Annotated in this window: 11 protein-coding genes and 2 tRNA genes; 7 read left to right on the forward strand and 6 right to left on the reverse strand. The window is 68.7% G+C overall.

The annotated features are described in order from the left end of the window. Positions 1–117: 117 nt before the first annotated feature. Entirely contained in the window at positions 118–2,484 is a 2,367-nt protein-coding gene (locus tag LCM32_RS07035; protein ID WP_224820340.1) for an ATP-dependent helicase, read from the reverse strand. A 153-nt stretch (positions 2,485–2,637) separates the two neighbouring features. Between LCM32_RS07035 and LCM32_RS07040 the strand changes: the two genes are divergently transcribed. The 5 genes from LCM32_RS07040 to LCM32_RS07060 all read left to right on the forward strand — a co-directional run bounded on the left by LCM32_RS07040 (position 2,638) and on the right by LCM32_RS07060 (position 9,003). Continuing rightward, the gene (locus LCM32_RS07040; RefSeq protein WP_224820341.1) at positions 2,638–3,777 is read left to right on the forward strand and encodes an alpha-hydroxy acid oxidase; all 1,140 of its coding nucleotides are present in this window, start codon (positions 2,638–2,640) and stop codon (positions 3,775–3,777) included. A gap of 243 nt (positions 3,778–4,020) precedes the next feature. Then, a complete protein-coding gene (locus tag LCM32_RS07045) occupies positions 4,021–7,464 on the forward strand; it encodes a pyruvate carboxylase (RefSeq protein ID WP_224820342.1) in 3,444 nt (1,147 codons plus the stop codon). Positions 7,465–7,708: 244 nt separating this feature from the next. Continuing rightward, positions 7,709–8,311 (forward strand): hypothetical protein, encoded by a 603-nt coding sequence (locus LCM32_RS07050; protein WP_224820343.1) that lies wholly within the window; start codon positions 7,709–7,711, stop codon positions 8,309–8,311. A gap of 192 nt (positions 8,312–8,503) precedes the next feature. Further along, positions 8,504–8,578 (forward strand) — tRNA-Gly (locus LCM32_RS07055). A 350-nt stretch (positions 8,579–8,928) separates the two neighbouring features. Then, positions 8,929–9,003 (forward strand) — tRNA-Gly (locus tag LCM32_RS07060). A gap of 132 nt (positions 9,004–9,135) precedes the next feature. Here the strand turns inward: LCM32_RS07060 and LCM32_RS07065 are convergent. From LCM32_RS07065 to LCM32_RS07080, 4 genes are all read right to left on the reverse strand, one after another. After that, positions 9,136–10,167 carry a GGDEF domain-containing protein gene (locus LCM32_RS07065; RefSeq protein WP_224820344.1) on the reverse strand — a complete coding sequence of 344 codons (1,032 nt, stop codon included), beginning with the start codon at positions 10,165–10,167 and terminating at the stop codon, positions 9,136–9,138. Beyond that, positions 10,164–10,736 carry a heme NO-binding domain-containing protein gene (locus LCM32_RS07070; protein ID WP_224820345.1) on the reverse strand — a complete coding sequence of 191 codons (573 nt, stop codon included), beginning with the start codon at positions 10,734–10,736 and terminating at the stop codon, positions 10,164–10,166. The genes LCM32_RS07065 and LCM32_RS07070 overlap by 4 nt, the downstream gene beginning before the upstream one ends. Before the next feature lie 88 nt (positions 10,737–10,824). Then, a complete protein-coding gene (locus LCM32_RS07075; protein WP_224820346.1) occupies positions 10,825–12,621 on the reverse strand; it encodes a DUF4153 domain-containing protein in 1,797 nt (598 codons plus the stop codon). 177 nt (positions 12,622–12,798) lie between these two features. Then, the gene (locus LCM32_RS07080) at positions 12,799–13,491 is read right to left on the reverse strand and encodes an HAD family hydrolase (protein ID WP_224820347.1); all 693 of its coding nucleotides are present in this window, start codon (positions 13,489–13,491) and stop codon (positions 12,799–12,801) included. 215 nt (positions 13,492–13,706) lie between these two features. Here LCM32_RS07080 and LCM32_RS07085 point away from each other — a divergent pair, with 215 nt between their 5' ends. Beyond that, entirely contained in the window at positions 13,707–14,174 is a 468-nt protein-coding gene (locus LCM32_RS07085) for a MarR family winged helix-turn-helix transcriptional regulator (protein WP_224820348.1), read from the forward strand. Positions 14,175–14,311: 137 nt separating this feature from the next. On the opposite strand, the gene LCM32_RS07090 is transcribed toward LCM32_RS07085, so the two are convergent. After that, positions 14,312–14,590 (reverse strand): DUF3572 domain-containing protein, encoded by a 279-nt coding sequence (locus LCM32_RS07090; RefSeq protein ID WP_412070668.1) that lies wholly within the window; start codon positions 14,588–14,590, stop codon positions 14,312–14,314. A gap of 114 nt (positions 14,591–14,704) precedes the next feature. Here LCM32_RS07090 and LCM32_RS22090 point away from each other — a divergent pair, with 114 nt between their 5' ends. After that, the gene (locus LCM32_RS22090) at positions 14,705–16,135 is read left to right on the forward strand and encodes a diguanylate cyclase (RefSeq protein WP_224820350.1); all 1,431 of its coding nucleotides are present in this window, start codon (positions 14,705–14,707) and stop codon (positions 16,133–16,135) included. Positions 16,136–16,298 lie beyond the last annotated feature (163 nt).

Consider the following 16,298-nt stretch of genomic DNA (forward strand, 5'->3'; position numbering starts at 1 on the left):
CCCCTGCGTGGGACGCAGGGACGGCGAGAGGGGGCTGTCTGCCCCCTCTTGCGGGCTTTGCCCGCAATTCACCCCCGAGGATATTTCGGAACAGTGGATGAGACGGGCGGGTGGGTCTCAGAAGGGGATGTCGTCAGAAGACATGACGAACTTGGCCACGACCTTCTTGGTGCCGGCCTTTTCGAAGGCGATCTCGAGCTTGTCGCCCTCGATGGAGAGAATCGCGCCGTAGCCGAACTTCTGGTGGAAGACCCGTTCGCCCACCGTGTGGCTGGAGGTGGCGGTGAGGTCGATCACCGGGCTGCGGCTTTCGCGCGGCTGGGAAATCGGGCGTTCGGCGGCGCGGGACTGCATCCGCTTCCATCCCGGGGAATTGTAGACATTCGCCTCGGCCGCGCGGTCGTGGAGGGTGGAGGCGGGCTGTGCCGCGGCACCGAAGCCGCCGCCGTAGAGGCCGGGCGGGGTGAGCACCTCCACATGGTCCTCGGGCAGTTCGTCGATGAAGCGCGAGGGCAGCGCGGATTGCCACTGGCCGAAGACGCGGCGGTTGCCGGCGAAGGAGATCGTGCAGACCTCCTCGGCCCGGGTGATGCCCACATAGGCGAGGCGGCGCTCCTCCTCGAGCCCCTTGAGACCGGATTCGTCCATCGAGCGCTGCGAGGGAAAGAGCCCGTCCTCCCAGCCCGGCAGGAAGACCGCGGGGAATTCGAGGCCCTTGGCCCCGTGCAGCGTCATGATCGAGACCTTGGCGCCGTCGGTTTCCTGCTCGTTGTCCATGATCAGGGCGACATGTTCGAGGAAGCCTTCGAGGTTCTCAAAACTTTCCAGTGCCTTGACCAGTTCCTTGAGGTTCTCCAGCCGGCCCGGCGCCTCGGGCGTCTTGTCGTTCTGCCACATCTCTGTGTAGCCGGATTCGTCGAGGATCTGCTCTGCCAGTTCGATGTGGCTGAGGCTGGCCTCGCCCACCATGCGGCCCCAGCGCTGCAGGTTGTCCACCAGCAGTTGCAGCTGTGCCGCCCCCTTGCCGGTGAGGCCCTTCTGCTCCAACAGCAGGCGGGCGCCTTCGACCAGCGGCACGCCATTGGCGCGGGCGGCGACCTGGATCTTCTGCTGCGCCTTGTCGCCGAGACCCCGCTTGGGCGTGTTCACGATCCGCTCGAAGGCGAGGTCGTCGGCGGGGCTGACCACGAGGCGGAAGTAGGCCATTGCGTCGCGAATCTCGAGCCGCTCGTAGAAGCGCGGGCCGCCGATGACGCGATAGGGCAGACCGATTGTCAGGAACCGGTCCTCGAAGGCGCGCATCTGGTGCGAGGCGCGCACGAGAATCGCCATGTCGTCGAGGCTGTAGGGCCGCTGGCCGCGGGTGCCGCGCTGCATCGCCTCGATTTCCTCGCCGATCCAGCGGGCCTCTTCCTCGCCGTCCCAGTGACCGATGAGGCGGACCTTCTCGCCGCCGTCGGCCTCGGTCCAGAGCGTCTTGCCGAGACGGCCCTCGTTGCCCTTGATGACCCCGGAGGCGGCCGCGAGGATATGGGCGGTGGAGCGGTAGTTCTGTTCCAGCCGGACGACGTGGGCGCCGGGGAAATCCTTCTCGAAGCGCAGGATGTTGCCCACCTCGGCGCCGCGCCAGCCATAGATCGACTGGTCGTCGTCGCCCACGCAGCAGATGTTCTTGTGCCCGCCCGCCAGCAGCCGCAGCCAGAGGTACTGGGCCACGTTGGTATCCTGGTATTCGTCCACGAGGATGTACTTGAACCAGCGCTGGTACTGCGCCAGCACGTCCGGGTGGGCCTGAAAGATCGTGACCATATGCAGCAGCAGGTCGCCGAAGTCGCAGGCGTTCAGCTCCCGCAGGCGTTGCTGGTAGGCGGCGTAGAGCTTCACGCCCTTGCCGTTGTAGGCCGCCGCATCGCCGGTGGGCACCTTGGAGGGCGTCAGCGCCCGGTTCTTCCAGCCGTCGATGACATTGGCCAGCTGGCGCGCGGGCCAACGCTTGTCGTCGATCCCCTCGGCCTGCACCAGCTGCTTGAGCAGGCGCAGCTGATCGTCGGTGTCGAGGATGGTGAAGTTGGACTTCAGCCCGGCGAGTTCGGCGTGGCGGCGCAGCAGCTTGACGCAGATCGCGTGGAAGGTGCCGAGCCAGGGCATGCCCTCGACGCTCTGCCCCAGCAGGCGGCTCACCCGGTCCTTCATCTCGCGCGCGGCCTTGTTGGTGAAGGTCACGGCGAGGATCTCGTTCGGGCGCGCCCTGCCCTGCGTCAGCAGGTGGGCAATACGCGAGGTCAGCGCCTTGGTCTTGCCGGTGCCGGCGCCGGCCAGCATCAGCACGGGGCCATCCAGCGTCTCCACCGCCTCGCGCTGCGCGGCGTTCAGATCGTCGAGGTAGGGCGCGGGGCGCGCGGCGACGGCCCGCTGCGAGAGGGGCACGCGCGGCGCGGGATCGGCCGCATTGTCGAAGGCGTCGAATTCGTCAGGGCTGCTCATGCCCGCAATCTAGCAATTGGGTGCAGCGGGTGGAAGGGCTGTTCACGGGATGTTCTTATTTTCCTCGACCTCAGCAGGGCACGGGCAGCGTGGCCGGCCCTCTGCCGCACGCCGCCTCTTGCCCTTCCCCGCGGGCCGCAGCAGTGTCGCGCCATGGATCTGGATAACGATTACCCCTCTCTCGCTGACCTGCGCCGCCGGGCGCAGCGGCGCATCCCCCATTTCGCATGGGAATACCTCGACAGCGGCACCGGTGATGAACATGCGGTGCGGCGTTCGCGCAAGGCGCTGGAGGAGGTCGTCCTGCGGCCCGCAGTGCTGAAGGGCGCGCCCAAGGCAGACCTTTCGGTCAACCTCATGGGACGGACCTATGACATGCCCTTCGGCGTCTCCCCTGTGGGGATGGCGGGGCTCTTCTGGCCCAAGGCGGAATACCTGCTGGCGCGGACCTGCGTGAAGCGGAACCTGCCCTTCGGCCTGTCCACCGTGGCCGCCGCCTCGCCCGAGGACGTGGCGGGCGACATCGGCGAGCAGGGTTGGTTCCAGCTCTACCCGCCGGAAAAGCTGGAGGAATCGCTCGACCTGCTGAAGCGGGCGCAGGCCGCGGGCTTCCACACGCTGGTGCTGACCGTGGACACGCCCGGCGCGTCCCGGCGCGAACGGCAGCGGCGCGGCGGGGTCAAGACGCCGCCGGTGATCACGCCCCGGCTGCTGTCCCACGTCGCCATGCGCCCGGCCTGGGCCCTGGCGATGGCGCCTCTGGGGATGCCCCGGGTGCGGGCGCTGGACAAATACCCCAAGGAAGTGGGCGCCGACGGTAAGGTGGGGCTGGGCCGCCACCGCGCCGTGGACGTGGAGTTCTTCAAGCGCATCCGCGAGGCATGGCCGGGCAAGATGGTCGCCAAGGGGGTGCTGATCCCCGAGGACGCGGTGATGCTGCGTGACCTTGGCTGTGACGGGATCTGGGTGTCGAATCATGGCGGTCGTCAGTTCGATGCCGCCCCGGGCTCTGCCGAGGCGCTGCCCGGCATCCGCGCGGCCCTCGGGCCGGATTACCCGGTGCTGCTGGATGGTGGCATCCAGTCCGGCCTCGACGTGCTGAAGGCCGTGGCCCTTGGCGCGGACATGGTCATGCTGGGGCGTGGCTGGCTCTGGGGGGCTGCGGCCTTCGGACAGACCGGCGTGGACCACGTGGCGCACCTCCTGCGCGAGGACCTGCTGGCCTGCCTGCTGCAAATGGGAATTTCCCGCCCCGCCGAGGCCCGGGGCAAGGTTCTGTTCCCCGCGATCTGAGGCCCTGACCTCTCCTGCCAGGGCGGGGCATCGCCCGCGCCCCGGCCTGCCCTTCGCCTTGGCATTCTGTAGCGCTAACAGCCCCTTACCGGCCAAGTTTGCAAAGTTTCCTGAGCAAACTGCAAAGTTTGCAATTTGCAAAACATTCCTTGCGCTGCGGCGCGGCATGTCGTTTCCTCTCGGTCACACAAGTGCCGGGGTGAGAGGAGACATGCACCCCGGTCAGGGAAGGAGCACGACCACATGCCGGAATTCCGGAAAATTCTCATCGCCAACCGCGGGGAAATCGCCATTCGCATCATGCGTGCGGCGAACGAGATGGGGAAGAAGACGGTTGCCGTCTTCGCCGAGGAGGACAAGCTGGGCCTCCACCGTTTCAAGGCGGACGAGGCCTACCGCATCGGCGAGGGCATGGGCCCCGTCGCGGCCTATCTGTCGATCCCCGAGATCATCCGCGTGGCCAAGATGTCGGGCGCCGATGCGATCCATCCGGGCTATGGTCTGCTCTCCGAGAACCCTGATTTCGTCGATGCCTGCGATGCCGCGGGCATCACCTTCATCGGCCCCAAGGCCGCCACGATGCGCGCCCTTGGCGACAAGGCCTCGGCCCGCAAGGTGGCGATTGCCGCGGGCGTGCCGGTGATCCCCGCGACGGAAGTGCTGGGCGATGACATGGCCGCGATCACCAAGGAGGCCGAGGAGATCGGCTTCCCGCTGATGCTCAAGGCCAGCTGGGGCGGCGGTGGCCGGGGCATGCGCCCGATCACCAACGCCAAGGAACTGCCCGAGAAGGTGATGGAAGGCCGCCGCGAGGCGGAGGCCGCCTTTGGCAATGGCGAGGGCTACCTCGAGAAGATGATCACCCGCGCCCGCCACGTCGAGGTGCAGATCCTCGGCGACACCCACGGGCAGATCTATCACCTCTACGAGCGGGACTGTTCCGTCCAGCGCCGCAACCAGAAGGTCGTGGAACGCGCCCCTGCCCCCTACCTGACCGAGGCCCAGCGGGCCGAGATCTGCGAGTTGGGCCGCAAGATCTGCGCCCATGTGAACTATGAATGCGCTGGCACCGTCGAATTCCTGATGGATATGGAGACGGACCAGTTCTACTTCATCGAGGTGAACCCCCGCGTGCAGGTGGAACACACCGTCACCGAGGAAGTCACCGGCATCGACATCGTGCAGGCGCAGATCCTCATTGCCGAGGGCAAGACGCTGGCCGAGGCCACCGGCAAGGCCAGCCAGGGCGACGTGCGCCTGAACGGCCATGCGCTGCAGACCCGGATCACCACCGAGGATCCGCAGAACAACTTCATCCCCGACTATGGCCGCCTGACCGCCTATCGCTCGGCCACCGGGATGGGCATTCGCCTCGACGGCGGCACGGCCTATGCGGGCGGGGTGATCACGCGCTACTACGACAGCCTGCTGGTGAAGGTCACGGCCCATGCCCAGACCCCCGAGAAGGCCATCGCCCGGATGGACCGCGCCCTGCGCGAATTCCGCATCCGGGGCGTCAGCACCAACATCGCCTTTGTCGAGAACCTGCTGAAACACCCGACCTTCCTGTCGAACGAATACACCACCAAGTTCATCGACACGACGCCCGAGCTCTTCGACTTTGCCCCGCGCCTTGACCGGGGCACCAAGGTGCTGACCTACATCGCGGATATCACCGTGAACGGCCACCCCGAGGTGCAGGGCCGTCCCAAGCCCGCCGCCGACCTCAAGCCGCCGCGGATGCCCGAACTGCGGTCCGAGACGCCCCCGCCCGGCAGCCGCACCCTGCTGGACGCCGAAGGCCCCGAGGCCGTGGCCAAGTGGATGAAAGAGCAGAAGGAACTGCTCTTCACCGACACCACCATGCGCGACGGCCACCAGTCGCTGCTGGCCACGCGGATGCGCTCGATCGACATGATCAAGGTCGCGCCCGCCTATGCCACCAACATGCCACAGCTCTTCTCGGTCGAATGCTGGGGCGGCGCCACCTTCGACGTGGCCTTCCGCTTCCTGCAGGAAGACCCGTGGCAGCGCCTGCGCGACATCCGTGCCAAGATGCCCAACATCATGACGCAGATGCTGCTGCGCGCCTCCAACGGCGTGGGCTACACCAACTACCCCGACAATGTCGTGGCCGAGTTCGTGCGGCAGGCAGCGGCCACCGGCGTCGATGTCTTCCGCGTCTTCGACAGCCTGAACTGGGTCGAGAACATGCGCGTCGCGATGGATGCGGTCGGCGCCAGCGGCAAGGTCTGCGAGGGCACGATCTGCTACACCGGCGACGCGCTGGACCCGGCGCGGGCCAAGTATGACATCGCCTACTACGTGAAGATGGCCAAGGAACTGGAGGCCGCCGGCGCCCATGTCCTCGGCATCAAGGACATGGCGGGTGTCATGACCGCCCCCGTGGCCGAGGTGCTTTTCCCCGCGCTGAAGGATGCGGTGGACCTGCCGATCCACTTCCACACCCACGACACCTCTGGCGCATCTATCGCGACGATCCTCATGGCGGCCTCCAAGGGGGTCGACTGTGTGGATGCGGCGATGGACAGCCTCTCGGGCAACACCTCGCAGCCGACCTTCGGCTCGATCCTCGCGGCGCTACAACATTCGCCCCGCGCCTCCACCATCGACATCGCCGCCGTGCGCGAGATCTCGAACTACTGGGAAGCGGTCCGCGGCCAATACGCGGCGTTCGAATCCGGCATGCAGGCCCCCGCCTCCGAGGTCTACCTGCACGAAATGCCGGGCGGGCAGTTCACCAACCTCAAGGCGCAGGCACGCTCCATGGGGCTGGAGGAACGCTGGCACGAGGTGGCGGAAACCTATGCCGACGTGAACCAGATGTTCGGCGACATCGTGAAGGTCACGCCCTCCTCCAAGGTCGTGGGGGACATGGCGCTGATGATGGTCAGCCAGGGCCTGACCCGCGCGGATGTCGAGAACCCGGCCAAGGACGTCTCCTTCCCGGATTCGGTCATCGACATGATGCGCGGCAACCTCGGCCAGCCGCCGGGCGGCTTCCCCGAGGCCATCGTGAAGAAGGTGCTGAAGGGCGAGGCGCCCAACCTTGAGCGGCCCGGCAAGCACCTGCCGCCCGTCGATCTGGAAGAAAAGCGCCGCGAGATCAGCGACAAGCTGGACGGCGCCGAGATCGACGACGAGGATCTGAACTCCTACCTCATGTATCCCAAGGTCTTCGAGGATTACGGCAAGCGCCACGCGATCTATGGCCCGGTGCGGACCCTGCCCACCCATACCTTCTTCTATGGCATGGAGCCCGAGGAGGAGATCACCGCCGAGATCGACCCGGGCAAGACGCTGGAGATCCGCCTCGTCACCGTGGGCGACACGCAGGAAAACGGCGAGGTCCGGGTCTTCTTCGAGCTGAACGGCCAGCCCCGCGTGGTGCGCGTGCCCGACCGCAAGGCCACCGGCGCCAAGGCCGCCGCCCCCAAGGCCGATCCGGGCAACCCGAACCATGTGGCAGCGCCCATGCCGGGTGTCGTGGCCTCCATCGGCGTCTCGGCCGGCCAAAGCGTCAAGGAAGGCGACCTGCTGCTGACCATCGAGGCCATGAAGATGGAGACCGGCCTGCACGCCGACCGCGACGCGGTGATCAAGGCGGTGCATGTGATGCCGGGCGCCCAGATCGACGCCAAGGACCTTCTGGTCGAATTCGAGTGACGGACGGCCCCCCGGGGCCATCCCGCGCGCCCGGGGCACCCCCCGGGCGCCTCCCTGCCCGGCCACAAGCTGCGCCGGCCGCCCCTGCCCTGCCCAATTAACCTTCGTTTGACAGCCCTGCGATACCGTGTCGCCGCGGGATGTGCCCCCTTTGGCCCGGCTGACCGGAATTGAATCTTGCGGCCGCGAATCATCCCGTGCGATTCAGAAAGAAAACGACGCAAAGCCGTCGAAAGGGCAGAAAATGGCAGTTCACAGTCTCGGCATCCTCCCGCTGAGCGCGCTCCGCATGGCGGAGCCGGGCCGGCGGGACCTCGGCAACACCACAGGCTTCAGCCTCGTCAGCGCGCATATGGCGATGGCGCGGGTCATGATCCGCACCGCGCGGCAGGGGCCCCTGCCGCTTGGCCCCACGGGGGACGTGCGCCAGCCCGCCCTCATCCTGACCGAACCGCTGAAGCTGGACGCGCTGACCTGTCGCCCCGGGGCGACGTTGACGCTCGATCCGCGCTGCACGGTGACGGCGGCCGACGGGCAGAGCTTTGCCCTGCGCGCCCTGCGCCTCCACGGTCACGGCCACGGCCACGGCCACGGGGAAGGTCCGCGCGACAGCATCGTTGTCGGGCTCCACTTCCCCGGTGATCTGCCCGCCGAGGGCTGCGTCCTCTCCGCCGGGCCGGACCTGGCGCTTCCCGCGCGCGCACCCGAGGCCAGCCCCCGGGATCACGATCATCTGCGCCGCCACCTCCGGACCGCCGCGATCTCTCTCGTCGACACGTTGGAGTGGGTCCCCTCCTCGCTGCCCGAATGCCACGCCGGCGCGCCCGGAACCGGCTCGCACGCCTGACGCTTCGTCAGCCCCCCGTGCTGCACGCTGGGCCACGCCACCAACTGTGGCGGCCTCCTGCGGGCCGTTCGGGAGGGCCCGGACCACGCCAATGCGGCGTCGTGAAGATGCCCCGGACAAAATTCCCGACCGCGTGCATTTTCCTCTTGCAGCCCGCCGCCCGCCCTTATAGATGATCCCTCACCCAAGGACGCGGGCGTAGCTCAGGGGTAGAGCATTACCTTGCCAAGGTAAGGGTCGTGAGTTCGAATCTCATCGCCCGCTCCAATTTCTCTTCAAAATGAAATCGGTAGCGGATTGTCCTTGGGGCGCCAGTGGCGCTCATCCGGCGCCCTGCGCCGTCATCCCATCCCCCGCTTTTGATCCTGCCCTCGGTCTGCCGCGGCGGTTCGGCTTTGGTCTGCCGCCATGGCTGGACGCGCCCGAACCTGCCTCCCGCGTGCCCCTTCCCACGCCAAGACATCTGTCCGCCGGGACCGCTCTCCTGCCGCCGATTGGCGTCGCCGGAGCGGCCCGATCCACCTCCCGAAGATGACGAAACGGCAATTTGGAAATGAGCTGCATTTTCCTCTTGCGGCCAGCCGCCCGAGCCAATAAATCGTGCCTCACCCAAGGACGCGGGCGTAGCTCAGGGGTAGAGCATTACCTTGCCAAGGTAAGGGTCGTGAGTTCGAATCTCATCGCCCGCTCCAATTTCTCTCCATCTTGAAAAATTGGTAGCGGTTCCGCCGGGGCCGGTAGAGACATCCGTTTGTCTGCCGGGACAGAGGGTCCATCCGAACCGCAACGCGCCAAATTCCCCCAGCAAATCAGATACTTGCACCTCACCCCTCGACGCTGTGCGAGGCAAAGACATGCTGTGCGCGCCCGCCCCGCTTGGCGGTATAAAGCGCGGCATCGCTATCCTTCATCAGCCGCTCCACGTCCGGGCTGTCGTATTCGCTCGACAGGACCGTCCCGATGGAAGCAGCGATGCGGCAGGGCCGCCCCTGGTAGGGGATCGGCTCCTGCAGCCGGTCAAGAAGGGTGCGCGCGATCTCCTCGATCCGGCGTCGCGATTGCAGGTTGTTGAGGATCAGGACGAACTCATCCCCGCCGATCCGCGCGACCGTATCCTCGTCCCGGGTGACCTCCAGCATCTTGCGGGCCACATGCTGCAGGACATGGTCCCCCGCCGCATGGCCGAGGGAATCGTTCACGTCCTTGAAGTAGTCGAGGTCCACATGCATCAGCGCGAAGGGCTGCCCCTGCGCCACTGCGCGGGCCAGCACGTGATCCATCGCGCGGCGGTTCTTGAGCCCGGTGAGCGTATCGGTGAAGGCCTGTTCCTCCGCCGCGATCATCGCCCCCTGCAGGCGAAGGCTGAGCTGGGTGAACGCCTCTGTGACCATGGCATTCGCTTCCAGCAGGTAGAGAAGTTCGACCGTCAGGTCCGTGGGCGGGAAATCCGCCCCCGTCAGGTGATGCGCGCGCACCGCCTCCTGCACCGACAGACCGAAGGAGAGGTTCACCACCGCGCCGCCCGCCTCCAGCGGCAAGAGGATGCCCTTGAGCGCCGTCCGGGGCGCCGCCCGCATCCCGAGGTGCAGCTTGCGCCCCGCCGCCGCCATCAGCCCCTGCATCGAGGTAACCGCCCGGGGCCGCGCCAGTTCGAACACCTCGAGGAACCGGCTGCCCGCCAGGGACTGGCCGGGCCAGAGTTTCTGGATCGTGGGGCCGACGTGGCGGATATGGCCGGTTTCATCCAGCACCACATGCATCGGGCAGAGCAGGTCGAAGACCGCGCGCAGATCGCAGAGCCCGTCGGCGCTGAGGGCCGGACCATGGGGGCCGAAGGTCTGAAGCCCGCCGCTCATCCGGTGCGCGCGCCCAGATCGAAGGCCCGCCCTTCCGCGAAATCGCGTTCAACCAGCCGGATCTCGATCGTGGCGCCGACCTGGTCCAGCGTAACGAGGGCGCCGTAATCATCGGCCATGGCGCGAAGCACGCCGACCATGACCCAGGAAAACCCCTTGGGCCCACCGGCACAGGCCAGGGTGAAGCGGCAGGGCGTGACCTGCCGCAACTCCATCCGGGGCAGGTCAAGCTCCGGCACGGCGAGGCGCGCCCGGTCGGGCAGATCGTCGAGGGAGTTCAGGAAATCCTCGTATTCGACGCCCGCGAATCGCAGCAGGCGGCGCAGCCCGGCCATGTTCGGATGGCTGACGAGGTAAGTGCCCAGATCCTCCAGCACCGTGGCCTGCGGGCGCGCCAGCGTGACCGCCGCCGCCTGCAACAGCCGGTCGGTGACCACGTCCTCGTAGTGCAGCATCGCCTCGAACCCCGAGACCCCGGCATCGGCGCGCATCAGCACCTCGGCCCAGACCTCCGGGCCGTAGCTGTCCTGCAGGAACACCTGTATCGCCGTGTTGATCAGGCCGTGCATCGCGCCCCCTAGCTGCCCGGGACCGGTTAGGCCCCGGGGCGTCTTGGCAGCAGCATCGCGCGCGGACCTTAAGATTGGCCCAATATCTTCAATTGTTGGGAACCAGCTGCCGCCCGCCGAGGGTCAGCGCATTGCGTTGCAGCGGCGTGATGGCAAAGCCACCGTCCTGCGCCGCGGCAAGGTCCGCCCGGGTCAGCCCCGGCTGCCCGCCCTCCCCGGCGAGGAGCAGCGGCCCGCGGACCTTCAGCTGCCCGTCCTCCAGCACGTAGCGCAGGGCAAGGATACCGGTGCCCGTGTCGGTGAGCATCGCGTATTGCGGCTGCGCGAGATCGGGCTGGAACGGCACCTCGATCAGCACGCAGCCCGGCCGCCCTGCCGGATCGCGCCGGTTGCAGGCCTCCGCCCAGCTGTCGATCTGCCACTCCCCGGACCGGTCCAGAACGCCTTCCGGCAGGCGGGTGCCCTCCGGGCGCAGCGGCAAAATGTCCTCCAGCTGCGCCAGACGGGCCTCGCGGTCGGCGCCCCGTTGCAGGGCCAAGGCGTCGCGGCGATCCGGGGCGGCCAGCACTGCGGCGATCCGTGCGCCGAGGGGGTCATCCGCGCCGCGCGCGGCCACGATCCGCTCCAGCGCCGCGCGGCCGGGGCGGCCCCAGTCGAAGGCCAGTTCGGCCAGCGGCATGTCGGGCTCCAGCGTCTCGGCCTTAAGAAGGCGGGCGGCCTGTGACCGGGCCGAAAGCGCCTCGGCGTTGAGAAGCGGGCTGAGCCAGAGCACCGCAACACCCATCACCGCAAGCGCCAGCCAGCGGTTCCCCTGCCGCACGCCCGCGCCCCAGGTCCCGCGCAGCACCGCCCCGGCATAGATCAGCCCGTAGGCCGCCAGCAGCAGGGCACAGAGCAGCCCCGCCAGCCGCGTCGGCGTCCAGCCGTACTGCGCTACCCTGAGCGCAATCGCCCAAACCGCCAGCCCGGTCAGCGGCACCAGCAGCAGCGACAGCCCCATGGCAGAGCGCCGCAGCAGGAATGCCCGGCCCTCGCCCGCCGGATCGCGGTCCGCGGCGGCGGAGATCACCGTCACCGCCCCGGCGGCCACGGCCATCAGCAGGAGTGCGGGCGACAGCCGGCCAAAGAGCCCGCCAAGCCCCCGCAACGGCAGCGCCAGCAGGAAGACCGCGATCACCACCAGCAGCACCGGCGCCAGCAGGCGCAGCAGCCGGAGCGCGGGCAATGGCGAGAGGTAGGCCCGCAGGTCATGGGCGACGGAAAGCCCCAGCCCCAGCGCCAGCCCGGTCAGCGCCCAAGGCACCGCGTCCCGGTCCAGCAGCCAGTCGATCACGCCGATGCCGACCAGTTGGAAGAGCTCCCCCGACAGCAGCACGACCCCCCAGACAAGCGCGGCGAAGGCCACGCCGACCAGCAGGCGCAGCAGGATGGTCCAGGCCGCATCGAAGAGCAGCGCCGGATCGGAGGCGCCCCCGGGCCGGGCAAAGGCGGCGGCCAGGAAACTCATGCCCGGGTAGAGCACGATCAGATAGGCGCCGAACCAATAGCCACTCTGCACGAAGGCGCGGGGATCGTCGTAGCGCAGGCTCGCCAGCAGCACGAGGCCCGAGAGCGGCAGCGCGAGGATCAGCGCGGCCAGCCCCGCCTGCCGCATCCGCGCAGGCCCCGAGAGCGCAAGGAAGGCGGCAAAACCGGCAAGCGCCACGCAGGCCAGCCAGAGCAGCAGCCGCCCGGTGCCGATCACGTCGGGCAGCACTTCGGCGAGGATCCAGAAGGAAAGCCCCGCGGCGAGGCCGACAAGGGCCATCGCCAGATGCGTGCCCTCGCGGGCCTCGGTGGGCGGTTGGGTCGGGGTCTGGCTTTGGGGATCGGGCGACAGGGACATGGGGCACCTCCGGAGGCGCCAGTCTAGCCCCCCGCGCCGGGGGAGACCACAAGCCAGCCGGTGGACCTGCGCGCAGGGGCGCGCAGCGTGCAGCGGAGGGGAAGCGCCATCGACCGCCCTGCTCCGCGTGGGCGTGCCGGTGGCCTCAGCCCTCCCCGTACCTGCGCGCGGGCAGCCTCAGCCCTGTGCGTCCAGCCAGGCAGGCAGATGGCCGATATCCGGCAGGACCACCTCGGCATGCGGTGCCAGTTCCTCGGCCACGGCCATGCCCGTCAGCACGGCGACACGGCGCATCCCCGCGGCCTGACCAGCCACGAGATCGTGAAGGCTGTCGCCCACCATGACGACCCGCGCAGGGTCCAGCCCGGCAATCTCGGCGAAGGCCAGCAGCGGCGTGGGGGCCGGTTTGCCGCCATAGCCCGAGTCGAAGCCGATCACGGCGCGGAACCGGTCGAGCACCCCTTCCCGGCCGAGGTGGGCGCGCGCGGCGCGTTCGGCGTCATTGGTCATGACCCCCAGTTCCAGCCCCCGCGCCCGCAGCCCGTCGAGCAGCGGCGCAAGCGGCACCGGCGGCACCTGCGGGGCCTCTGCAGCCCGGTCCAATAGATAGGTTTCCAGACGGTCGCGCCCCAGCTCGGGGACGAGATCGGCCAGCAGGTCCGTCACCTCGCCGCCGGTGCCCGCGATCACCACGCTGGTGGGGCGGAAGCGCTTGCCGCCAAGGTCGAAGTCGAGCCGCTCGGCCATGCGGTGTTCGAGCGCCGTATCCCCCGCCGAAAGCTCTGCCAGCACCTCCGCGGCCCAATGGCTCCACGTGGCTTCGAAATCAAAGAGCGTCCCGTCCTTGTCGAAGAGAATTCCGTCGATCATGGCCCTGCCTGTGTCATGCCTGTCTGATGCCGTGCGTCGCCGCGGACCTTGGTCGCCCGGCCCCGGAATGGCAAGGCGGGCGGTCCACCTGACGCGCCCCCGGGGCCGAAAACCGCGGCTCTGCGTCCCCGAAGCCCCAGCCGCAGGACGGCCCTTCAGGGCGTGAACCCTACGACCGGCTTGACAAGACGGCCCCGCGCGGGCGCTCTTGCGCCATGACCGATCCGCATTCCCCCCTGCCCCCATACCGCCTGCACGAGTCCCTCGGCTATCGTCTCTCCATGGCCTCCCGGATCCAGGAGCGCCGGTTCGACGACATGCTGCGCACCATCGGCCTGACCCGGCTGACGTGGTGTCTCCTGCTGGGCGTGGCGAACGAAGAGCTGACCCAGCCCTCGGATCTTGCCGATTTCGTCGGGATCGACCGCACGGCCACCTCGCGCGCGCTCCGGCAGTTGGAAGGCAAAGGCCTGCTGGCGCGGGTCACGGGCGAAGACGATCGCCGCACCCGGCAGGTGAGCCTGACTCAGGCCGGCCGCGATGCCGTGGCCCAGGGCACGCCCTTCGCGCGGCTCAATGCGCAGGCCATGTCGGATTGCCTGAGCCCGGAGGAAGAGGCGGAGCTGAAACGCCTGCTGGGGCTGCTGTCACGCGACGAGGATCGCACCCTGCCCGGTCTCTGACCGGCCCGTCAGGACCTCCGATCGCTCCGGCCGCCCTCCGGCAGGAAGGCTCACTGGCAAGGCTTCGCCGACCGCTGCACCCTGGCGACAGCCCTTCCGCACGCCCTGTCCCCGGCCCGGCGGCCGGCGCGCCCCGGTCAGGTCCAGTGGACCTGTTCGCCCCCGGGCAGCATCGCCCGCGCGGTCATCGGCAGGTGATAAGCCACTCCGGCCGCATCACAAAACTGCACCACCCAGGCGTCGTCCATCAGCACGAAGTCGAGGACCGAGCCCAGGAACTCCGGGTTCTGGGCCTGCGCGCGCAGGTCATCGGCCGAGGCCCCCGACGCGCCGAGGAAGACCCCCATCAGGTCCTCGCGCCCCGCCAGCCACCCCAGGCATTGCAGGGCAAGGGTCTCTGCTGCTTCTCTGGTCATGGACATGGAATCACTCTCCCTCGCGCAGATGTCCCGGCAGTGAGAAAGGATTTCTTAACCAGTCTCAACAGAAACTGTCTCGTGCAGGGGGACACCGGAAGTCCAGAGGTCACAGTGGAAAAGGTGCTCATCATCGACGGGTCAACGATGTCGCGGCTTGGCCTGAAGGCGCGGCTGTCGATGACCTATCCCGACGTGGTCGAGGCGGACAGCGCCGATGCGGCCCTGCAGGCGCTGCGCGACGGCCCGCCCCCCGACCTGATCGTCCTGACCGATGGCGGCCTGTGCCGCCCCGCCGCCGACCTGCTGACCGAGATCCGCGCAAGCCCCGCCGGGCGCCATGCGGCGGTGGTCATGCTCACCCATGCAACCGACAGCCTGAGCCGCGTCCGCCTGCTGGAGGCCGGGGCCGACGACGTGGCCCCGCGGACAGAGGCGGAGGGCCGGTTCTATGCCCGGATGCGCGGATTGCTCCGCGCCCGCGCCGCGGCCGAGGAACTGCGCCTGCGCGATGCCACCGGCGTCATGCTGGGCATGGCCGAAACCGCCGAGGAGTTCCGCCCGGCCCCGCGCCCGGCGCAGGTGACCATCGTGGCACAGGACCGGGCCACCGCGGTCGTCTGGCAGGCCGCGCTGTCGCAACGCGCGCCCCACGCCTACCAGCCCCTCTCCATGTCCGAGGCGCTGCGGTGGGCCGCCCCCATGGCCACGGGCGAGATCTTCGTGATCGACCTCGACGCGGTGGAGCCGAAACAGGTGACCGTGCTGATCTCCGACATCCGCTCGCGCGAGGACACCCGCCACGCGGAGGTGCTGGTCGTCACCCGCGAACCGGACAACCCGGCGGCGGGCGATGCGCTCGATCTCGGGGCGGGCGCGCTGATGTCGGACGGCTTCGACCCGGCAGAGATGCTCTTGCGGCTTGGCGTCCTGATGCGGCGCAAGCGTACGGCCGAGGCGCTGCGCCGGCGGCTGGCGGACGGGATGCGCGCCTCTGTCACCGATGCGCTGACCGGGCTCTACAACCGGCGCTATGCCCTGCCCCACCTGCACAAGCTGGCCGCGGGGGCCGCGCTTTCGGGCACCCACTTCGCGGTGATCGTGGCCGACATCGACCACTTCAAGTCCGTGAACGACCGCTTCGGGCACGCCGGGGGCGACATCGCGCTTGTCGCGGTGGCGGACCTACTGCGTGACAACCTGCGCGCGGCGGACACGGTGGCGCGGATCGGCGGCGAGGAATTCCTGATCCTGATGCCGGACGCTGGCCGGGCCGAGGCGGCCATCGCCTCGGAACGGCTGCGCCGCCGGGTGGCGGAAACCCCGATCCACCTGCCCGGGCAGGCGGCGCCGCTCCACTGCACGATCTCGCTCGGCATCACCCTCGCGACGGGGGCCGACGGCGAAGACGGCTGCGCGGTCGACCGGCTGCTTGCCCGGGCCGACCGCGCGCTCTATGCCGCGAAGGCAGCCGGACGCGACCGCGTGCTCTTCGACGATACGCCCTGTTTCGTGGGACCCCGGCCCCAGGCCGCTGGCCGCTGAGCCGCCTCCCGGTCCGAAGCCCCCGCTTGGACAGGATGCGCGGCCAGCAAGCTCCCGCAGAATGCCCTGCCAGACAGCCCGGCTATAAAGCTCCATCGGAAAAGACCGACTGCCCCGCCCCCCTGCGGAGCGGTCGCTTCGACAGGATCCCCGCGCCCTGTCC

This window comes from Pseudooceanicola nanhaiensis, from assembly GCF_020171315.1.
Taxonomy (GTDB): Bacteria; Pseudomonadota; Alphaproteobacteria; order Rhodobacterales; family Rhodobacteraceae; genus Pseudooceanicola; species Pseudooceanicola nanhaiensis_A.